This is a genomic window from Paenibacillus sp. FSL M8-0212, assembly GCF_038004645.1.
Classification (GTDB): Bacteria; Bacillota; Bacilli; order Paenibacillales; family Paenibacillaceae; genus Paenibacillus.
This window is the reverse complement of record NZ_JBBORP010000001.1, coordinates 263,284-282,297: the sequence shown is the minus strand read 5'-3', so window position 1 is coordinate 282,297 and position 19,014 is coordinate 263,284. Positions and strand designations below refer to the sequence as shown.

The following is a 19,014-nucleotide window of genomic DNA, read 5'->3' as shown; positions in this document are numbered from 1 at the left end:
GATCAATCACTAAATGGTTAAGAGAGGTCGATCTACGATGAAAATAGTGGTGGTAATAGATGGAATCTACCCCTATGGCAGAAGACAAATGAACGAGGTAACAGAAGAACATCCAAAGCAGCCGCATACCCGCAAAGGCAAGACACGACTTGCATATGAACAAATGTTATTCAGCACAAGATGGAGCAGAGCTCAGGTGATGATCGTTCGCTTGCCAGATTATTATGGCCCAACGGCTAATCAGGCCTCTTATCTGGGTTCGACCCTTGAAGCGATAGCGAAAGGTAAGATGGCTTTTTTTATCGGAAATATGAAGGTGCCGAGAGAGTACATCTATTTACCGGATGCTGCAGTCATGGTAGTGGAGCTGGCAAGCAGAGAGACGACGTATGGACAGAACTGGAACATTCCTGGATCGGGGATCATCTCGGGTCATGACATCGTGCGATTGGCACAGAAGGCTGCGGGAAGAAGCAAACCTGTGATGGCGTTAGGAAAAGTAGGATTGTCGGTGATTGGACTAGGTGTACCCGTTATGAAAGAAATTGTAGAAATGTTATATCTGACCGAGGAACCCCTGATCTTGAGTAGACAGAAGTATGAGGAACGGATTGGCCCGGTTGTGGCAACATCTTTTGAAGAAGGAATTGCTTTGACGATTAAGGAGTTGAGTTGCAGGGAGAGTTTAGGGGAATATATTTTTTAGATAATAGTAATTGATTGATCACTAACTACCTTTGAAGGTTTCATAGGTATATTGAATAGGGGGCGCACAAAGCTAGTCCCGGGCATAGAGTGTACTATTGTAAAATGCGGAGATTGACGTGGTGTACAAGGGGGGGGATTTTCTTGTGAGCGGTATGTCCAAAAGGAAACGCAAAATTTCCTCAATCAGTACAGGTAAAAGGAAAGCCAAAAAATTAAAAAAGCACTCTATCCCAAAGAAGAAGAGTAAGTCTTGTAAGAAAAGCAGACGTAAATGCAAAAAAAAGAAAAGCCACAGGATTCCTTTCCTTCGCGGCCCACGGGGTTATCGGGGAATGAGAGGATTCACTGGAGCAACAGGTGCGACTGGGTTAACCGGAGATCCTGGGTATCCCGGCATATGGGGAGCAACCTATTTAACAGGACGGACCGGAGTAACTGGAACCACGGGAAGTACCGGAATAACTGGAGTCACAGGTGCAACAGGAGCTACCGGACTGATGGGTATCACAGGCGTAACTGGAAATACAGGATTTACAGGTCCGACCGGTCCAACGGGTGAGGCGGGAGCAACTGGATCTACAGGAGCTACAGGTGCGATTGGTACTGGATCAACTGGAGTCACAGGAACTACCGGCGCAACTGGAATTACCGGATTTGGTGTTACAGGCGTGACCGGTGCCACAGGAAATACTGGTACAACCGGCTTTACAGGTCCAACTGGAGTTGCTGGATTAGCTGGGGATACCGGATTCACTGGAGCAACGGGCTCAACAGGACCGACTGGAGTAACCGGTATTACTGGATTCACAGGGATCACGGGCGTGACTGGAGTGACGGGAATTACCGGTTCGACTGGTGTAACGGGACCGACAGGGACTACAGGAGAAACTGGGATTACAGGTACGACCGGCTCAACCGGTGAGACAGGTTTGACTGGAACTACTGGTGAGACAGGTATCACCGGAGTTACAGGCGCTACAGGATTTACTGGGGAAATAGGAGCAACGGGAAGTACGGGTCCAACTGGAAATACTGGCATAACCGGCACGACAGGGATAACAGGTGCGATCGGCGCAACTGGTGCCACTGGGGAAACGGGACTTACTGGTACGACAGGCCCCACTGGGGGGATCGGGTCTACGGGAGTTACTGGCGTTACGGGTACAGTAGGTACGACTGGACTAACTGGCGCAACTGGTACTACTGGAGAAACAGGCAACACAGGAACGACAGGAAGTACTGGTGCGACCGGAGCGACTGGCGTCACTGGAGAGATGGGTCTAACAGGTATTACGGGTGAGACTGGAGTTACAGGAAGCACTGGTACTTCTGGAACAACCGGAACTACAGGAAGTACTGGAATAACAGGTACGACTGGTGTGACAGGACTCACTGGGGCCACTGGTATAAGTGGTGTCACTGGTGAAACAGGACCAACAGGTACAACCGGATTAACTGGCGTTACTGGAATTGCGGGCACAACAGGAACGACTGGAGTAACCGGTGCAACAGGTATTACTGGATTTACAGGCACTACAGGTGCGATCGGAGCAACTGGTGTCACTGGTACGACTGGTGTGTCAGGACCCACCGGGGCTACTGGAGAAACGGGTACCACCGGAGTTACAGGTGCTACAGGATCTACTGGGGCGATAGGGGCAACGGGAAGTACAGGTACAACCGGCGTTACTGGCATAACCGGTACGACCGGTACTACCGGAGTTACAGGCATAACCGGCAATACTGGTGTAACAGGAGCCACAGGAATTACTGGAGCAACTGGAACTACTGGAGATACAGGTCAAACAGGGGTCACAGGAACGTCAGGTGTGACGGGATCAACTGGCGCAACTGGAGAAACGGGGATTACTGGTGCAACCGGAGTTAGTGGCACAACAGGAATTACCGGAGCTACCGGAATTACGGGTGCTACAGGAAACACGGGTACGACAGGTGTAACTGGAGAAACAGGGGTAACCGGAATCACCGGTGAGACCGGAGCCACAGGGATTACAGGTACAACTGGACTAACTGGCTTTACTGGAACCACGGGTATCACAGGCGTGACCGGAGCTACCGGACTGACTGGTGTCACTGGGGAAACGGGACTAACAGGATTCACAGGCACGACAGGAGCGACGGGACCGACGGGACCGACTGGGGCGACTGGAGCAACCGGAATTACAGGTATCTCGGGAGTGACTGGCGTAACCGGAACGACGGGAATTACGGGAGCGACCGGGGTCACTGGTGTCACTGGAGAGGCGGGTCTAACAGGAGGTATAGGTGCAACTGGTATTACCGGAAACACGGGTATCACAGGCGTGACCGGAGCCACTGGTGCGACTGGGATCACAGGAACCACGGGTACAGCTGGTGTAACTGGCCCAACAGGTGCGACTGGAGAGACGGGGCTAACAGGAGTCACAGGTGTCACCGGGGAAACGGGTCTAACTGGGGCAACAGGTGTAACGGGCTCAACCGGTTCGACTGGCCCAACAGGAGAGACAGGACTAACAGGTATAACTGGAGCTACTGGAAGTACGGGTGCGACGGGAACAACTGGTGTTACAGGTGCAACCGGAGTTAGTGGCCCAACAGGAATTGCTGGTGTAACAGGCGCGACAGGACTCTCTGGTTCTACTGGTAATACCGGAGCTACGGGCATAACGGGGGTCACCGGAGAAACAGGACCAACCGGCACGACTGGCTTAACTGGCGTTACGGGTACAATTGGTGTGACCGGAGCAACAGGAAATACTGGAGTTACCGGAACCGGAACTACGGGGGCTACAGGAAACACCGGAACGACAGGTGTAACTGGAGAAACAGGGTTCACAGGACCTACTGGAGCAACCGGCTCAATCGGAACTACTGGAGATACAGGTTCAACAGGGGGCACAGGTACGACTGGTGTAACGGGCCCAACAGGTACGACTGGTTTAACTGGCGTAACGGGAATTACTGGTGTGACCGGAACTACTGGCACTAGTGGCATGACGGGCACAACTGGTATTACGGGAGTAACCGGAGCAACAGGTGTCACTGGAGAGTCGGGTCTAACAGGAGTCACTGGGGCCACAGGTGTAACGGGCCCTACCGGTTCGACTGGCCCTACAGGAGAGACGGGGTTAACCGGGGTCACAGGTCCGACTGGTGTGACGGGACTGAACGGTGCAACTGGAGAAACTGGAATTACTGGAACCACGGGCATCACAGGCGTGACCGGAGCTACGGGACTGACTGGTGTCACTGGGGAAACGGGTCCAACAGGATTCACAGGCGCGACGGGACCGACTGGGGCGACAGGAGCAACCGGAATTACAGGTATCTCGGGAGTGACTGGCGTAACCGGAACGACTGGAGAAACAGGGTTCACAGGACTGACGGGAGCGACCGGGGCCACTGGTGTTACTGGGGAGACCGGTCTAACAGGGAACACAGGTGTAACGGGCCCTACCGGTTCGATTGGCCCAACTGGTGAAACAGGACCAACAGGCACGACTGGTTTAACTGGCATAACGGGAACAACTGGTATTACGGGAGTAACTGGAGCAACCGGTGTAACTGGAGAGACGGGTCTAACTGGAGTCACAGGTGTAACAGGCTCTACCGGTTCGACTGGTCCAACAGGAGAGATAGGACTAACAGGTATAACTGGAAGTACGGGCCCAACAGGAATTACTGGTATTACCGGAGCTACGGGCATAACCGGGGTCACCGGAGAAACAGGGCCAACCGGCACGACTGGCTTAACTGGTGTTACGGGCACAATTGGTGCGACCGGAGCAACAGGCGTCACTGGAGAGACGGGTCTAACTGGGAGCACAGGAGCCACAGGAATTACTGGTGCAACCGGAATTACTGGAGCTACAGGTCCAACAGGGGTCACAGGTACGACTGGTGTGACGGGACCGACCGGTGCAACTGGAGAAACAGGAAGTACAGGTGCCGCGGGAGTAACCGGCGCAACCGGAACAACTGGTGCAACTGGGCTAACAGGAGTCACTGGTGCCACCGGGGCTACAGGTGCAACGGGATCTACCGGTTTGACTGGCCCAACAGGAGAGACAGGATTAACAGGTATAACTGGAAGTACGGGTGCGACGGGAACAACTGGTGTTACAGGTGCAACCGGAGTTAGTGGCATAACCGGGATCACCGGTGAAACAGGATCAACCGGTACGATTGGTGCAACGGGTATCACGGGAGTTACTGGTGTAACAGGAGCCACAGGAATTACTGGTGCAACCGGAACTACTGGAGCTACAGGTCCAACAGGGGTGACCGGTACGACTGGAGCAACGGGAAGTACGGGTATTACGGGAGCTACTGGTGTAACGGGCCCAACTGGAATCACAGGTCTAACAGGAATTACTGGTCCAACTGGTGTTACGGGATTAACTGGAGCCACTGGTGCGACTGGCATAACCGGAGTCACAGGTACGACTGGAGTTACAGGAGCAACGGGGAGTACGGGTTCCACAGGAATAACTGGCGTAACCGGGCCGACTGGTGCTACTGGAATTACTGGCCAAACTGGTGTGACAGGATCAACCGGAGTTACTGGAGTTACGGGAGTAACTGGACTTACTGGATTAACTGGGGAGACGGGTCTAACCGGGATTACAGGTGCGACTGGTGCCACTGGAATTACTGGGGCAACCGGTCCAACGGGTATTACTGGTGAAACAGGAATAACCGGCACGACCGGGGTAACTGGCATTACGGGTGTGACTGGAGCTACTGGAATTACAGGCGCCACCGGCATAACTGGCCAAACTGGAGAGACGGGTGTAACAGGGGTCACAGGTACGACTGGTGTGACGGGACCCACCGGGGCTACTGGAGCAACAGGAACGACGGGAGTTACTGGTGTAACCGGCGCGACTGGTGCCACTGGCATAACTGGCACAACTGGCGTTACGGGTACAACAGGACCAACCGGAGCCACTGGTGCGACTGGCATAACCGGAGTCACAGGTACGACTGGAGTTACAGGAGCAACGGGGAGTACGGGTTCCACAGGAATAACTGGCGTAACCGGGCCGACTGGTGCTACTGGAATTACTGGCCAAACTGGTGTGACAGGATCAACCGGAGTTACTGGAGTTACGGGAGTAACTGGACTTACTGGATTAACTGGGGAGACGGGTCTAACCGGGATTACAGGTGCGACTGGTGCCACTGGAATTACTGGGGCAACCGGTCCAACGGGTATTACTGGTGAAACAGGAATAACCGGCACGACCGGGGTAACTGGCATTACGGGTGTGACTGGAGCTACTGGAATTACAGGCGCCACCGGCATAACTGGCCAAACTGGAGAGACGGGTGTAACAGGGGTCACAGGTACGACTGGTGTGACGGGACCCACCGGGGCTACTGGAGCAACAGGAACGACGGGAGTTACTGGTGTAACCGGCGCGACTGGTGCCACTGGCATAACTGGCACAACTGGCGTTACGGGTACAACAGGACCAACCGGAGCCACTGGTGCGACTGGCATAACCGGAGTCACAGGTACGACTGGAGTTACAGGAGCAACGGGGAGTACGGGTTCCACAGGAATAACTGGCGTAACCGGGCCGACTGGTGCTACTGGAATTACTGGCCAAACTGGTGTGACAGGATCAACCGGAGTTACTGGAGTTACGGGAGTAACTGGACTTACTGGATTAACTGGGGAGACGGGTCTAACCGGGATTACAGGTGCGACTGGTGCCACTGGAATTACTGGGGCAACCGGTCCAACGGGTATTACTGGTGAAACAGGAATAACCGGCACGACCGGGGTAACTGGCATTACGGGTGTGACTGGAGCTACTGGAATTACAGGCGCCACCGGCATAACTGGCCAAACTGGAGAGACGGGTGTAACAGGGGTCACAGGTACGACTGGTGTGACGGGACCCACCGGGGCTACTGGAGCAACAGGAACGACGGGAGTTACTGGTGTAACCGGCGCGACTGGTGCCACTGGCATAACTGGCACAACTGGCGTTACGGGTACAACAGGACCAACCGGAGCCACTGGTGCGACTGGCATAACCGGAGTTACAGGTACGACTGGTGCTACTGGAATTACTGGGGCAACCGGTCCAACGGGTATTACTGGTGAAACAGGAATAACCGGCACGACCGGGGTAACTGGCATTACGGGTGTGACTGGGGCTACTGGAATTACAGGCGCCACCGGCATAACTGGCCAAACTGGAGAGACGGGTGTAACAGGGGGCACAGGTACGACTGGTGTGACGGGACCCACTGGTGCTACTGGAGCAACGGGAACTACGGGAGTTACTGGCGTAACCGGCGCGACTGGTGCCACTGGCATAACCGGCACAACTGGCGTAACTGGTGTTACGGGTACAACAGGTACGACTGGAGCAACAGGAACCACGGGTATTACTGGCGCGACCGGAGCAGCTGGGGCTACAGGGCTTACAGGTGTATCAGGAGCCACAGGCACAACGGGTGTAACAGGAGCCACCGGAAGTACTGGTTCAGCAGGAGTTACGGGTATTACTGGCGCGACCGGAGCAGCTGGGGCTACAGGGCTCACAGGTGTATCAGGAGCCACAGGCACAACGGGTGTAACAGGAGCCACCGGAAGTACTGGTTCAGCAGGAGTTACAGGTATAACTGGCGCGACTGGAGCAACTGGAGAAACAGGAATATCGGGAGCTACAGGACTAACTGGTGTAACTGGGACAACAGGAACTACAGGTGCAACTGGGGTCACTGGGGCTACCGGAGCTACTGGAACTACTGGAGCAACAGGAATCACAGGAACAACAGGTGCAACCGGAGCCACGGGCTTGACCGGAGCCACTGGACCAACCGGCCCCAATTTTGCAACACAAGGGTTCTCGGCATTCCTGGCTACACTTTCGACAGCAACCAGCACTCAGTTAACCAACTGGACGACCACGGCTCCTTATTACGGTAATGCCAACTTCAATGCAACCACAGGAAACTATACCGTCCCGGTAACTGGACGATATTCGATTGTGGCCACAATCAATTATGCAACGACCGCAGCGATCGCCTTATCACTGGGTGCTGGAGTGAACCCTGCTTTTCTTGTCCAGAGGACATCACCTACGGTTACAACACTGGTTAGTGGTTTATTGCCCGTACTGAATATAGCCGTTACACTACTGACACTGCGGGCAGTGCTGGGAAGCGGTACAGTTACTTTGGCGGTGGAAGTGGCATTGAATGCTGGAGATGTGATTGGACTGTTCTATGCCGCAAACGGGCTGACGATTACATTGAACCTGGGCAGTGGTGCTACAAATGGCATTGTGTGGTCTGTGCATGAGATCACCTGAAAAATTCTTAACGAATTGCGCCTATGGACAAATTCGTAAAGTTGTAATAAGTTAGTTTGAAGATATTCGAAATATCTTTTGGAAAGTGGACTAACAAGTGAGGTGGATTTCATGATTCCTATTTTGGGACGCATTAACGAATTAAGTCGAAAACAACGCAGCAGCGTTGGTTTGACAAAAGCAGAAAAAAACGAGCAGCAGGAGCTTAGAAAACAATATTTGCAGGCTATTCGAGGTCAGGTGCTGACTACCATGCTGGCAGTATCCGTTGTAGACCCACTGGGTCATGATGTGACCCCTGAGAAATTAACCAATGAAAAATTGCAGCGCCGTGAACAAACCGGCCAATAGCATTCCCTTTTTGAAGACAGACCAAGGTTACATCTTGGTCTGTCTTTTTTTTATTTTCTGCAAATCATCCGTTCAGCAGGAACTGCATCAATAATCCAGTTAGGATTTCGTGCGAATTAACAAGCATGTCAGTTATTTTTAGTGTTGATGACAATAAAGCTACCGCGAACTTCAAAACATCCCCAATAACTCATATAATAACGCTAATATATTTCAGAAATACAAAGAAAAAGTACATTATTCTCAATATAACTGACAACAAACTTCCATCAAATAATCAAAGAAAGAATAGTTCATATATGTATCTCGAAAGGGTTGATGAATCATGAGCCTGGAAGCTTTGAATGAACGTGTGAAAAATGATCTAGCTTATTTGTCAATTGGTGGCGCGAACTGGGTACGTCCAAGAGAACATGCGGATGGTCATGTCTATGATGTCGTCATTGTGGGCGGGGGACAAAGTGGATTAGGGGCAGCATTTGGACTTCTTCGTGAACGGATCTCCAATATTGTCGTCATTGACGAGAATACATCAGGGCTGGAAGGACCTTGGGAGACTTATGCGCGTATGGTTACTCTGCGTACACCCAAGCATCTGACTTCCATCGATCTGGGTATCCCCTCGTTAACCTTTCGCTCATGGTGGGAAGCACAGGTTGGGCCCGAAGGTTGGGAAGAGGTAGATAAAATCCCGCGTGGGGACTGGATGAATTATTTACGCTGGTATCGGAAAGTGCTGAATCTGCCTGTGCTTAATGAGGTGAAATTGACACTGGTTGAGCCAATAGAGGACGGTATACATCGACTTCATGTGAATAAGGCAGGAGCTCAGATGGATGTGATACTTGCTCGTAAAGTAGTGTTTGCTACGGGAATACAAGGGGGCGGAGAGTGGCATGTACCTTCCATGATTGCGGATAGATTACCTCGGGATCGGTATGCCCATACGTCGGAAGCGATTGATTTTGATCAATTAAAAGGTAAACGGGTTGCAGTGCTTGGCGGCGGCGCTTCGGCTTTTGATAATGCCAGTTATGCGCTTGCCACTGGTGTGGCGGAAGCTCATGTATTTGTACGGCGGGAACAGCTGCCTAGTGTTAATCCTATTCGTCAGATGGAACAATCCGGTATGATCGAGCGATACCACGCTCTTCCGGTTGCTGATAAATATGAAGTGATCTCTCATTTCTTCAAATTCAATCAACCGCCAACCAACGATACGTTTAATCGTGCGGCAGCCTGGGCTGGATTCGAACTGCATTTGAACTCGCCTTGGCTCAGTGTAGAAGCGACGGACCAAGGCGCGATTGTGCACACGGCAAAGGGAGCATTTACGTTTGATTTTCTAATTATTAGCACAGGTCTGCTTAGTGATCCGGCACTCCGTCCTGAACTGAAGCTTGTAGAGCCATACATCGCGCGCTGGGAGGACTGTTATCAGGCACCGCCAGAGCATCGCAATGCATTGCTGGATGCACATCCGTATCTGAGTTCGGGGTTTGCAATGACCAGCAGAAGTGAACAGGGTGAGAAACCGTTGCACGGACTGTTTGTATTTAACTACTCTGCACTTGCCAGCTGCGGTCTGTCGGCATCGGCCATATCTGGGACCAAGAGTGCGGTGCCCAAACTGGTCACTGCCATAGCGGATCAATTGTTCCTCGATGATCGGGAGGTTATTTTGCAACAATTCTATGCGTATGGAGAACAGGAATTTACGGCTACGTGGGTGAAAAGTGGTGCCCTCGCTGAGTAACCGCACTCTATAATATTGTGAACGTGTGGCATCTGATGCTGCACGTTTTTTTGTTTTTCATATGATGAAGGTTACACTTGCCTTTAATTTGTTGTAAAATGTCGGTTGGAACATGTTAAAGGCAGGGATAATAGATGAATGAAATGAACTATGAACAATTTAGAGCCCATTTGAAGAAAGCGTCGCGTAAACGAAATGTACCTTTGATTAAGATCGTTGCATTTCAAGAGAAATACATGAAGATTGAAGAAGTTCAATTTTACGATGTGGAACAAAATCATATGAGTGTTCAGGCCTGCAATACGTTGTGGATGCATCTGGAGAATAAATCTTTCCGTAATATGGTGTCCCAACATTTGCAGTTTTATAGAGACATGGAGAACCTGGGTCGGCATTCCTTTGAGAATCTGATCAAAGAACTATATGATACGTCTGTTCCTGTGCTGCTCGATTACAATCCCGCTCATTATTATACCTCTGGGCAGCTCGCTGAGATTCTGGTCATGGATGAGGAGAGGCTGATTGAACAATTGGAGATGGGCCGCTTCAAGGGGGCGTTTATTAATGAGGATGGCAAATGGCTTAAACCCAAACCGGATGTAATGCTTGTAGAGTCATAAACGTCATGAGATTCCCATGAAAAGCAAAATCCTGCAACGCCGCGCATCAAGCGCTGGAGGCTGCAGGATTTTTAATGGAGATTCGAAAGGTTGCGCGTTCAGGAGTCAGAGAAAGAGACGATTGGACAAGGAAATAAGTCGAAAGATGCGGGTTTTTGAATGTTTTTAAATTATTTTGAATGAAAGTGGTTGTTTTTTGAGGAGTTTATGATACTATAGAAGCAGTTGGAGGAATGAAGATGCTGACTGAAGAACGATATGCTGCAATTATAGAGCGCTTACATTTACAGGGAATTGTGAAATTGCAAGAGCTTGTTGATGTGTTAGGTGCTTCTGAATCAACGATTAGACGTGACTTGATCGATCTGGAGAGTCGTCAGATGCTCAAACGCATCCATGGCGGTGCCGCCCTGGTGAATGAAAAAACGCTGGAACCGGGTATGGAAGAAAAAACGTTCAAAAACATTCAACAGAAAACAACGATTGCCCGTTTGGCTGCACAGGAGATCGAAAATGGCGAATGCATTTATCTGGATGCAGGAACGACAACGTTAGCCATGATTCCCTTCATTGAAGCTAAGGACGTAACGGTAGTTACTAATGGACTTTCTCATGTTGAAGCTTTGGTAAGCAAACGTATTCGCAGTTACTTGCTCGGAGGTATGATGAAAATTCATACGAAAGCAGTCATTGGCAGTATCGCATTACAGAACATGGATAACTTCCGTTTTGATAAATGTTTTCTTGGAAGCAACGGAGTTGACCCCGAAATGGGGTATACAACACCTGATCCGGAGGAAGCCTTGATTAAAAGGCGTGCACATCAATTGTCGGGAAAATCTTATGTGCTGGCTGATTCCAGCAAAATAGGGGAAATTACTTTTGCCAAATTGTTTGATTTGGAGGAGGCCGATTTGATTACCGAGCAGATGCCAGAACATTGGCGGCCTGGAATCGCCCAGAAAACTAAAATAATTGAGGGATAACGATGATATATACGATAACACTTAACCCGTCCATTGATTACATCGTGGAAGTGGATGAGCTGAAGCTTGGCGGATTGAATCGAATGAATCGGGATTTGAAGCTCCCTGGAGGCAAGGGCATTAATGTCTCTCGCATACTGAATCAACTTGGAGCAGATAACACGGCTATTGGTTTCCTTGGTGGATTCACAGGACGTTTCATTAATGACAAGTTGCAAGAAGATAACATCCGGACAGACTTTGTCACAATTGCAGACGATACTCGCATTAACATCAAGCTGAAGCATGGAGAAGAGACAGAGATTAATGGTCTTGGACCTGCAATAAGTGCAGAAGAGGCAGAACAGCTGCTTCACAAATTGTCTTCATTGCACAAAGGAGATATTGTCATTCTCTCCGGAAGCGTACCGCCTTCACTTGGAACGGATTTTTATGATCGTCTCATTAAAGTCTGCAAGCATACGGGTGCCGAATTTGTAATTGATACAACGGGCCCTGCGTTAATGGAAGCTCTTGAACATGCACCATTGCTGGTGAAGCCAAATCATCATGAACTGGCTGAACTGTTCGGTGTAACGATTGATACTCGCGAGGAACTGGTGTTATACGGGCGTAAGTTGCTGGAAGCCGGTGCTAAACATGTGTTGATCTCCATGGCAGGAGAGGGTGCACTATTCATTACCAAAGCGGAAGTTCATCATGCAAATGTGCCAAAAGGCACTGTGAAAAACTCGGTTGGTGCCGGTGACTCCATGATTGGCGGATTCGTAGGTACCTATGTACAGAGCGGAGATTTGCTGGAAGCTTTCCGCACAGGCGTTGCATCTGGAAGCGCGACTGCGTTCTCGGATGACCTGGCAACACGTGAATTGATTGATGAATTGCGCAATCAAGTAACCATTACGACGATCTAGTCTATCGGTCATATAAAAGGTTTTCATTGTAATTGTATTGTAGTGAGGCCTGCCTATGCAGGCCGACTGAACTTAAGGGAGTGTACCAAGATGAGAATAACAGACTTGATGATCCAGGAAACGATGATCATGGACCTGCAAGCCACAACCAAAGATGAGGCTATTGATGAACTAATTGCAAGTCTGAACCGAAGCGGACGAATTAATGATCCGGTCCTGTTCAAGGAAATGATCTATAAAAGAGAAGCTGAATCCAGCACGGGTATCGGTGGCGGAATTGCGATGCCACATGCCAAAACAACAGCGGTGAACGAACCAACGGTTGTATTTGCCAAGAGTAGAAAAGGGCTTGATTTTGAAGCGTTGGATGATCAGCCAGCTCATGTGTTCTTCATGATTGCGGCTCCAGAAGGCGCAGGTAATACCCATCTGCGTACGCTTGCAGCTCTTTCCAGGTTGTTGATTGATAGCGATTTCATCTCACAATTGATGAGTACAGATACACCTGCGGAAGTTAGTGCATTGTTTGATGCCAAACAGGCTGAAGCAGCTGAGAAGGAAGCAGCGAAAGAAAAAGCAAAAGCTGAAAAAGAAGCAAATGCCGCATCCACTTCTACTAGTGGTCAGCAACAAAACACTTCTGGTGTGATTGTAGGTAATGCCAATTCGGAGGATTTTGTTGTTGCGGTTACAGCCTGTCCAACAGGGATAGCGCATACGTTTATGGCTGAAGATGCACTTAAAAAGAAAGCTCAGGAAATGGGCATCAATATTCGCGTAGAGACGAACGGTTCCGAAGGAGCACAGAATGTCCTTACGGCTGATGAGATCGCTCGTGCTAAAGGGGTTATCGTTGCCGCAGACAAAAATGTAGAGATGGCACGTTTCGATGGCAAACCGGTATTGCAAAGACCGGTGAGTGATGGAATCCGTAAACCCGAAGAGCTGATTCGCAAAGCTGTTAACGGCGATGCACCGATCTATCGCAGCCAAGGCGGAAATGCCAAGGAAGAGGGAGCAAGCGCTGGTAAGATCAGTGTAGGTAGCAAAATCTATAAAGATCTGATGAATGGTATCTCACATATGCTGCCATTTGTTGTAGGTGGCGGTATCCTGCTTGCAATCTCCTTCTTGTTTGAGCAGATTGCTAGTCCTGAAAATCCGATTGTACAGCTGCTTCAAACGATTGGTGGCGGAACAGGTGCATTCCACTTCCTGATTCCCGTACTTGCCGGATTTATCGCGATGAGTATTGGTGATCGCCCAGCCCTGATGCCTGGTATGGTCGGTGGATTGATGGCGGTTAACTCAAACGCCGGTTTCCTTGGTGGTTTGGCTGCCGGTTTCCTGGCGGGTTATGTAGTTATTGGTCTTCGTAAGTTGTTCAAAGGATTGCCAAAAGCAATTGATGGTTTGAAACCAATCTTGCTGTATCCGGTATTTGGTTTGCTGATCGTGGGTGCCATCAGTTTCTATGTCTTTGATCCAATCTTTGGTTCCCTGAACACATGGCTTGTAGATGCGCTTGGTAATCTGGGAACAGGTAATGCGGTATTGCTGGGCTTGCTGCTTGGCGGTATGATGTCCATCGATATGGGTGGACCGTTCAACAAAGCGGCTTACACGTTCGCTATCGGCGTATTCACATCCAGTGGTAACACAGACGGTGCATGGATGGCAGCGGTAATGGCAGGCGGTATGGTGCCTCCTCTGGCGATTGCACTTGCAACAACGTTCTTCAAATCCAAATTTACAGAGCAAGAACGCAAATCAGGCCTGACTAACTATGTACTTGGATTCTCGTTCATTACAGAAGGTGCAATTCCATTTGCTGCGGCTGATCCATTGCGTGTATTAACTTCTTGTATTCTGGGTTCCGCTGTTGCTGGCGGATTGACACAACTGTGGCACATTAATGTACCAGCTCCGCATGGCGGGATCTTTGTTGCAGCACTGGCGAACCACGCAGTATTGTTCCTACTCGCTGTTGCGATTGGTTCTGTGATCTCCGGTCTGATTCTTGGACTGTGGAAGAAGTCACCAACGCTCGTGAAGTAACAAATATAAGTAACATCTCCTGGGTGAAATTCGCTCGGGGGATGTTTTTTTATTTGAGTTTTTTCGTCGCGTAGTGGAAAGTTGCCTCCGGATTTGTGTAAAATGCTTATTTAGCTTTTACATTCATATGTGGTAAAATAAATATAGTTATATTTTGAAACAATGTTTCGTCTAATGAAACTTGTGCAGGAGGAATTGGAATGTCTGATGTAATCAAAAGTCAGGTGCAGAAGCAGTTTGCGGAAAATGCAGGAAAATACGTGACGAGTGCGGGGCATGCCAAAGGTGAGGATCTCGCGTTGCTCGTGGCTTCATCTCAAGCCACTCCGGATATGAACGTGCTGGATATCGCCACTGGGGGAGGGCATGTTGCAAATGCTTTGGCTCCACTTGTTCAGCGGGTGACAGCTCTCGATCTAACGGAGGAAATGCTTCAGGCAGCTGAAGCATTTATCCAGGGGAATGGTTACGGTAATGTAGATTTTGTAGCCGGGGATGCAGAGAAGCTGCCATTCAATGATGATGTCTTTGACCTGGTGACCTGCCGAATCGCTGCCCACCATTTTCCGGACGTTTCTTCATTTGTTCATGAGGCATTACGAGTTATGAAGCCCGGTGGAAGGTTGTTATTTATTGACAACGTGGCACCTGAACGTGATGAGAATGACCAGTTTTACAATGAAGTGGAGAAGTGCCGAGATGCCAGCCATGTTCGAGCATGGCGCAAAACGGAATGGATTCATATGCTGGAGTATGCCGGCTTCCGAATGGAAACGATGGTTTCCTTCCAGAAGCGCTTTAAGTTTGAAGAGTGGTGTAACCGTGCAGCACTGCCGGAACAGGAGAAAGGGGAACTTGAAGCAAGCATGTTGAGTGCACCGTCCATCATCAGAAAATTTTTTAATTTTGAAGTAACAACGAACGGAAAGCTCGACAGCTTCGAAGGAGAAAGTGTGTATATCCAAGCGATTAAACCCACTTATGCCTGATTAGGTGTCGATAAAATAAAACAAGCAGAATACCTTGAACAGGTAGATCTGCTTGTTTTATTTTGCATATTTATATTCAAAGCGACAGTTCAGGGTTTTAGTATAACTTTGGTACATTCGTCTTCATGATCGTTGAAAATGCGGTATGCATCGCTTGCATTCTCCAGTGAAATTCGATGGGAGATGATCTCCGTTGGATCAAATTCACCAGCAGTGATTTTGCGGAATAATTCAGGCATGTAATGTATAACAGGAGCTTGTCCCATTTTGAGATTGATATTGCGTTCAAACAGATTACCTAACGGGAACATGTTGTAGGAAGAGCCATATACACCCGTAAGTTGAAGAGTACCGAATTTGCGAATGGCCTTCATGCCGATTTCGATCGCGCTCAGTGAACCGCCATGAAGTTTCAGTTTCTGTCCGATTTCTTCCAGCATGTTCTTTTTACCATCCATACCTACACAGTCGATAACAACGTCGGTCCCGCCTTGTGTAATCTCACGAATGTGCTCACCCATATCATCGTAATCTTCGAAATTAAAGATCTCTGCATCATTCAAACGTTTGGCTTTTTCCAGTCGATAGGGCAGGCGATCCACAGCAATAACGCGTTTGGCACCTTTCATCCAGGCGAACTTCTGCGTCATCAGCCCAATGGGTCCACTACCGAGTACAGTGATTGTATCTCCCGGTTTAACTCCGGCATTCTCCACGCTCCAATATGCGGTTGGAAGAACATCGGACAGGAACAATAAGGCTTCATCTTCAAGTTCACAGGATTCCGGAATCACAAACGGAGTAAAGTTTCCGTAGGGAACACGCAATAATTCTGCCTGACCTCCGGGGTGATTTCCGTAGCGTTCGGTGAACCCAAAATAACCACCTGTATGAATATCCGGATTGCCATTGGAATTATCGCACTGGCTCTCCATGTCATGATTGCAATAGAAGCATTCACCACAAGCGATGTTAAAAGGCAGGACCACGCGGTCCCCCTTCTTCACACGTGTCACTTCCGGACCTACTTCTTCTACAATGCCCATCGGTTCATGACCGATAACGTAATCTTTGGCAGCTGGCAGAGCTCCCTGATAAATATGCAAATCTGATCCACATATAGCCGTGGAAGTAATACGAACGATAATGTCATCCTTCTGTTGCAGTTTGGGGTCTTCAACCTCTTTGACTTGAATATCCTTGATTCCCTGAAACGTAACAGCTCTCATCTTCATATTTCTCCTTATAGTGGGATTCTCTGACAATTACCCCATTTCAGCACAAATGATAGAGGTGCATACTAAATTAAACAACAGGCCATTTCACTTTACGCAAAGCATCGAGCAACTCAGGCGGTGCATTTAGATTGTCACGGACCAAATCCCGAGGGGTTAATGCCATCCACTGATTCAACGAGACATCCTCAAAGCGATCGCTTCGGAATATCTCCAAAAACCATAAAGTGTCTGTGCCGGTATTCTGTATATAATGTCCCATTGCTACAGGAACATATCCGACATCTCCAGCCCGATAATCAAATGTGCGAGCAATGCCATTGCCTCCAAAGACAGTCATTCTTCCTTGTCCTGTCAGATAGTATTGCCATTCATCCGCATTGGGGTGCCAGTGCAGTTCACGCATGGCGCCAGGTCGAATCTCAACGAGGGCGGCTGCAACGGTAGTTGAGATGGGGAAGTTGGTGGAGTCTACGATCCGGACACTTCCGCCGGGAGTAATGAGTGGTTCCTGGGCCAGCAATCGGTGTTTGAATGTGAGAGGAACGGTACCGTATGGGGATTGAACTTTCTGGCTCTCGATGGAACCCGGGACAGTATCTTGGAAAATGTACACCTGTTCTTTCGGCATTGACTGAAAAGCGGATTCGGGTACGCCGAAATTGACAGACAATACCTCTGGTGGTGTGTGTGCAAACCAATCGGATATGGATAACGTATTCAGATCGGAGAAGGACCCGTCATCAAACACAAGCAGAAATTCACAACCGTCCTCCAGTCCTTGAATGGAATGGGGCAGACCTTTGGGGAAAAACCAGAGATCACCAGGCCCGACATCGGCAATAAAATTACGTCCATTCTGATCTACAGAGGTGATTCTTGCCGTTCCCCAGATCATATAGGCCCATTCGGATTGCTGATGCCAATGCAACTCCCGTACACCTCCGGGTGTCAGGCTCATGTTCACACCAGCAAGTGTAGTGGCAATAGGGAGATCCCGTACGGTGATCTCACGTGACCAACCCCCATGGTTCAATTGCATATGGGTATCGGAAAAAGACATTCTCAGATTGGGCAATAACCCATTATCGGTTGCTGGAGGTACCAGCATATCGGGGTTCTGTCTATCTCTCATAACATCTCTGGGTCCCAGATCAGGTCCACCGGCGCCATCACTACGAATGGGTTGCGGGATAAGCATTGGTTTTTCGTTTGGTTGTTGTCCTTTGGTCATGAAGTAATCCCTCCAGATTCAGTAACATGTCACACGCGACATTGTATCGTTATGTTTACACCTATGAATCAGGGCCTGGATAATATGAAGGACAAACGACAAAAAAAGACGTGACTACATGCGGTCACGTCTTTATACGTATGTGAGATAGTCGAACAATCCTTGAATCCGGTCGGTTATCGAATCAGATGAAGGCAGAATTCTAGATCGGATTGTAAATGCTCTTTCATGAGTCGTTCAGCCGTCTGGCCGTCATGTGCCTTGATCGCTTCGCAAATCTGATGATGCTCTTCAATGAGGAAGGGACGCTGATAGTATACAACCGTCTGACGGAATAGATAAATGACGGATTGCATTTTGTCGAACAGATCAATCATCAATGCGTTATTACTCGCGCGCATAATGATTTCGTGAAACTCTTTATTGGCTTCCATAATCTCTTCTTTGCTTCCGGTATGTCCCACGTGCACGCAATGCTCAAGAGCCGTCACTTCCTGTGCAGATAAGAAGGCAGCAGCGCATTGTGCCGCATGTCCCTCCAGTAACTTCCGCAATTCAAACGTATTTCTCAGATCCGTCTCGGTTAGCTTGACGACCCGTTTGTTCACGACTAATCCTTCCTGTTCCAGGCGGCGGATGGATTCACGGATCGGGGTCCGGCTGACGTTCAGATCGGTCGCCAGCTTCTCTTCCACAAGTTTGGTTCCGGGGGAAAGGGTGCCTTGCAAAATCATGTCCCGCAGCACTTCATAGGCCTGCTGATAGGCTGGGCGGGACTTGTCCGTACTTGGTTGCATTGTATTTCACCTCTACCTTTACTTTAGCG

11 protein-coding genes and 1 pseudogene are annotated in these 19,014 nt (G+C 49.4%); 9 read left to right on the top strand and 3 right to left on the bottom strand.

What is annotated here, in order from left to right; translation table 11 throughout:
• Window positions 1-46: 46 nt before the first annotated feature.
• From MKX68_RS01230 to MKX68_RS01190, 9 genes and pseudogenes are all read left to right on the top strand, one after another.
• Window positions 47-706, top strand: a pseudogene (locus MKX68_RS01230) (NAD-dependent epimerase/dehydratase family protein); the annotation flags it as partial.
• Between the two features lie 334 nt (window positions 707-1,040).
• Window positions 1,041-8,045 (top strand): beta strand repeat-containing protein, encoded by a 7,005-nt coding sequence (locus MKX68_RS01225; RefSeq protein WP_340908500.1) that lies wholly within the window; start codon window positions 1,041-1,043, stop codon window positions 8,043-8,045.
• 111 nt (window positions 8,046-8,156) lie between these two features.
• Window positions 8,157-8,396: a DUF896 domain-containing protein gene (locus tag MKX68_RS01220; protein ID WP_340908497.1), complete on the top strand. Its 240-nt coding sequence runs from the start codon at window positions 8,157-8,159 to the stop codon at window positions 8,394-8,396.
• A 325-nt stretch (window positions 8,397-8,721) separates the two neighbouring features.
• Complete coding sequence (locus MKX68_RS01215; RefSeq protein WP_340908495.1) at window positions 8,722-10,152, top strand: NAD(P)-binding domain-containing protein; 1,431 nt, start codon at window positions 8,722-8,724, stop codon at window positions 10,150-10,152.
• Window positions 10,153-10,295: 143 nt separating this feature from the next.
• Window positions 10,296-10,772 (top strand): hypothetical protein, encoded by a 477-nt coding sequence (locus tag MKX68_RS01210; RefSeq protein ID WP_340908493.1) that lies wholly within the window; start codon window positions 10,296-10,298, stop codon window positions 10,770-10,772.
• A gap of 239 nt (window positions 10,773-11,011) precedes the next feature.
• Window positions 11,012-11,758 carry a DeoR/GlpR family DNA-binding transcription regulator gene (locus tag MKX68_RS01205; RefSeq protein WP_017689448.1) on the top strand — a complete coding sequence of 249 codons (747 nt, stop codon included), beginning with the start codon at window positions 11,012-11,014 and terminating at the stop codon, window positions 11,756-11,758.
• 2 nt (window positions 11,759-11,760) lie between these two features.
• On the top strand, window positions 11,761-12,672 hold the full coding sequence (gene pfkB, locus MKX68_RS01200; protein WP_074094411.1) for a 1-phosphofructokinase: 912 nt from the start codon (window positions 11,761-11,763) through the stop codon (window positions 12,670-12,672).
• 90 nt (window positions 12,673-12,762) lie between these two features.
• On the top strand, window positions 12,763-14,730 hold the full coding sequence (locus tag MKX68_RS01195) for a PTS fructose transporter subunit IIABC (protein ID WP_074094412.1): 1,968 nt from the start codon (window positions 12,763-12,765) through the stop codon (window positions 14,728-14,730).
• Between the two features lie 200 nt (window positions 14,731-14,930).
• Window positions 14,931-15,719: a class I SAM-dependent methyltransferase gene (locus MKX68_RS01190; RefSeq protein WP_340908491.1), complete on the top strand. Its 789-nt coding sequence runs from the start codon at window positions 14,931-14,933 to the stop codon at window positions 15,717-15,719.
• Window positions 15,720-15,808: 89 nt separating this feature from the next.
• On the opposite strand, the gene MKX68_RS01185 is transcribed toward MKX68_RS01190, so the two are convergent.
• From MKX68_RS01185 to MKX68_RS01175, 3 genes are all read right to left on the bottom strand, one after another.
• Window positions 15,809-16,948: a zinc-dependent alcohol dehydrogenase gene (locus MKX68_RS01185; RefSeq protein ID WP_340908488.1), complete on the bottom strand. Its 1,140-nt coding sequence runs from the start codon at window positions 16,946-16,948 to the stop codon at window positions 15,809-15,811.
• A gap of 76 nt (window positions 16,949-17,024) precedes the next feature.
• On the bottom strand, window positions 17,025-18,188 hold the full coding sequence (locus tag MKX68_RS01180; RefSeq protein ID WP_340908486.1) for an oxalate decarboxylase family bicupin: 1,164 nt from the start codon (window positions 18,186-18,188) through the stop codon (window positions 17,025-17,027).
• 176 nt (window positions 18,189-18,364) lie between these two features.
• Complete coding sequence (locus MKX68_RS01175) at window positions 18,365-18,985, bottom strand: GntR family transcriptional regulator (RefSeq protein ID WP_338593451.1); 621 nt, start codon at window positions 18,983-18,985, stop codon at window positions 18,365-18,367.
• Window positions 18,986-19,014 lie beyond the last annotated feature (29 nt).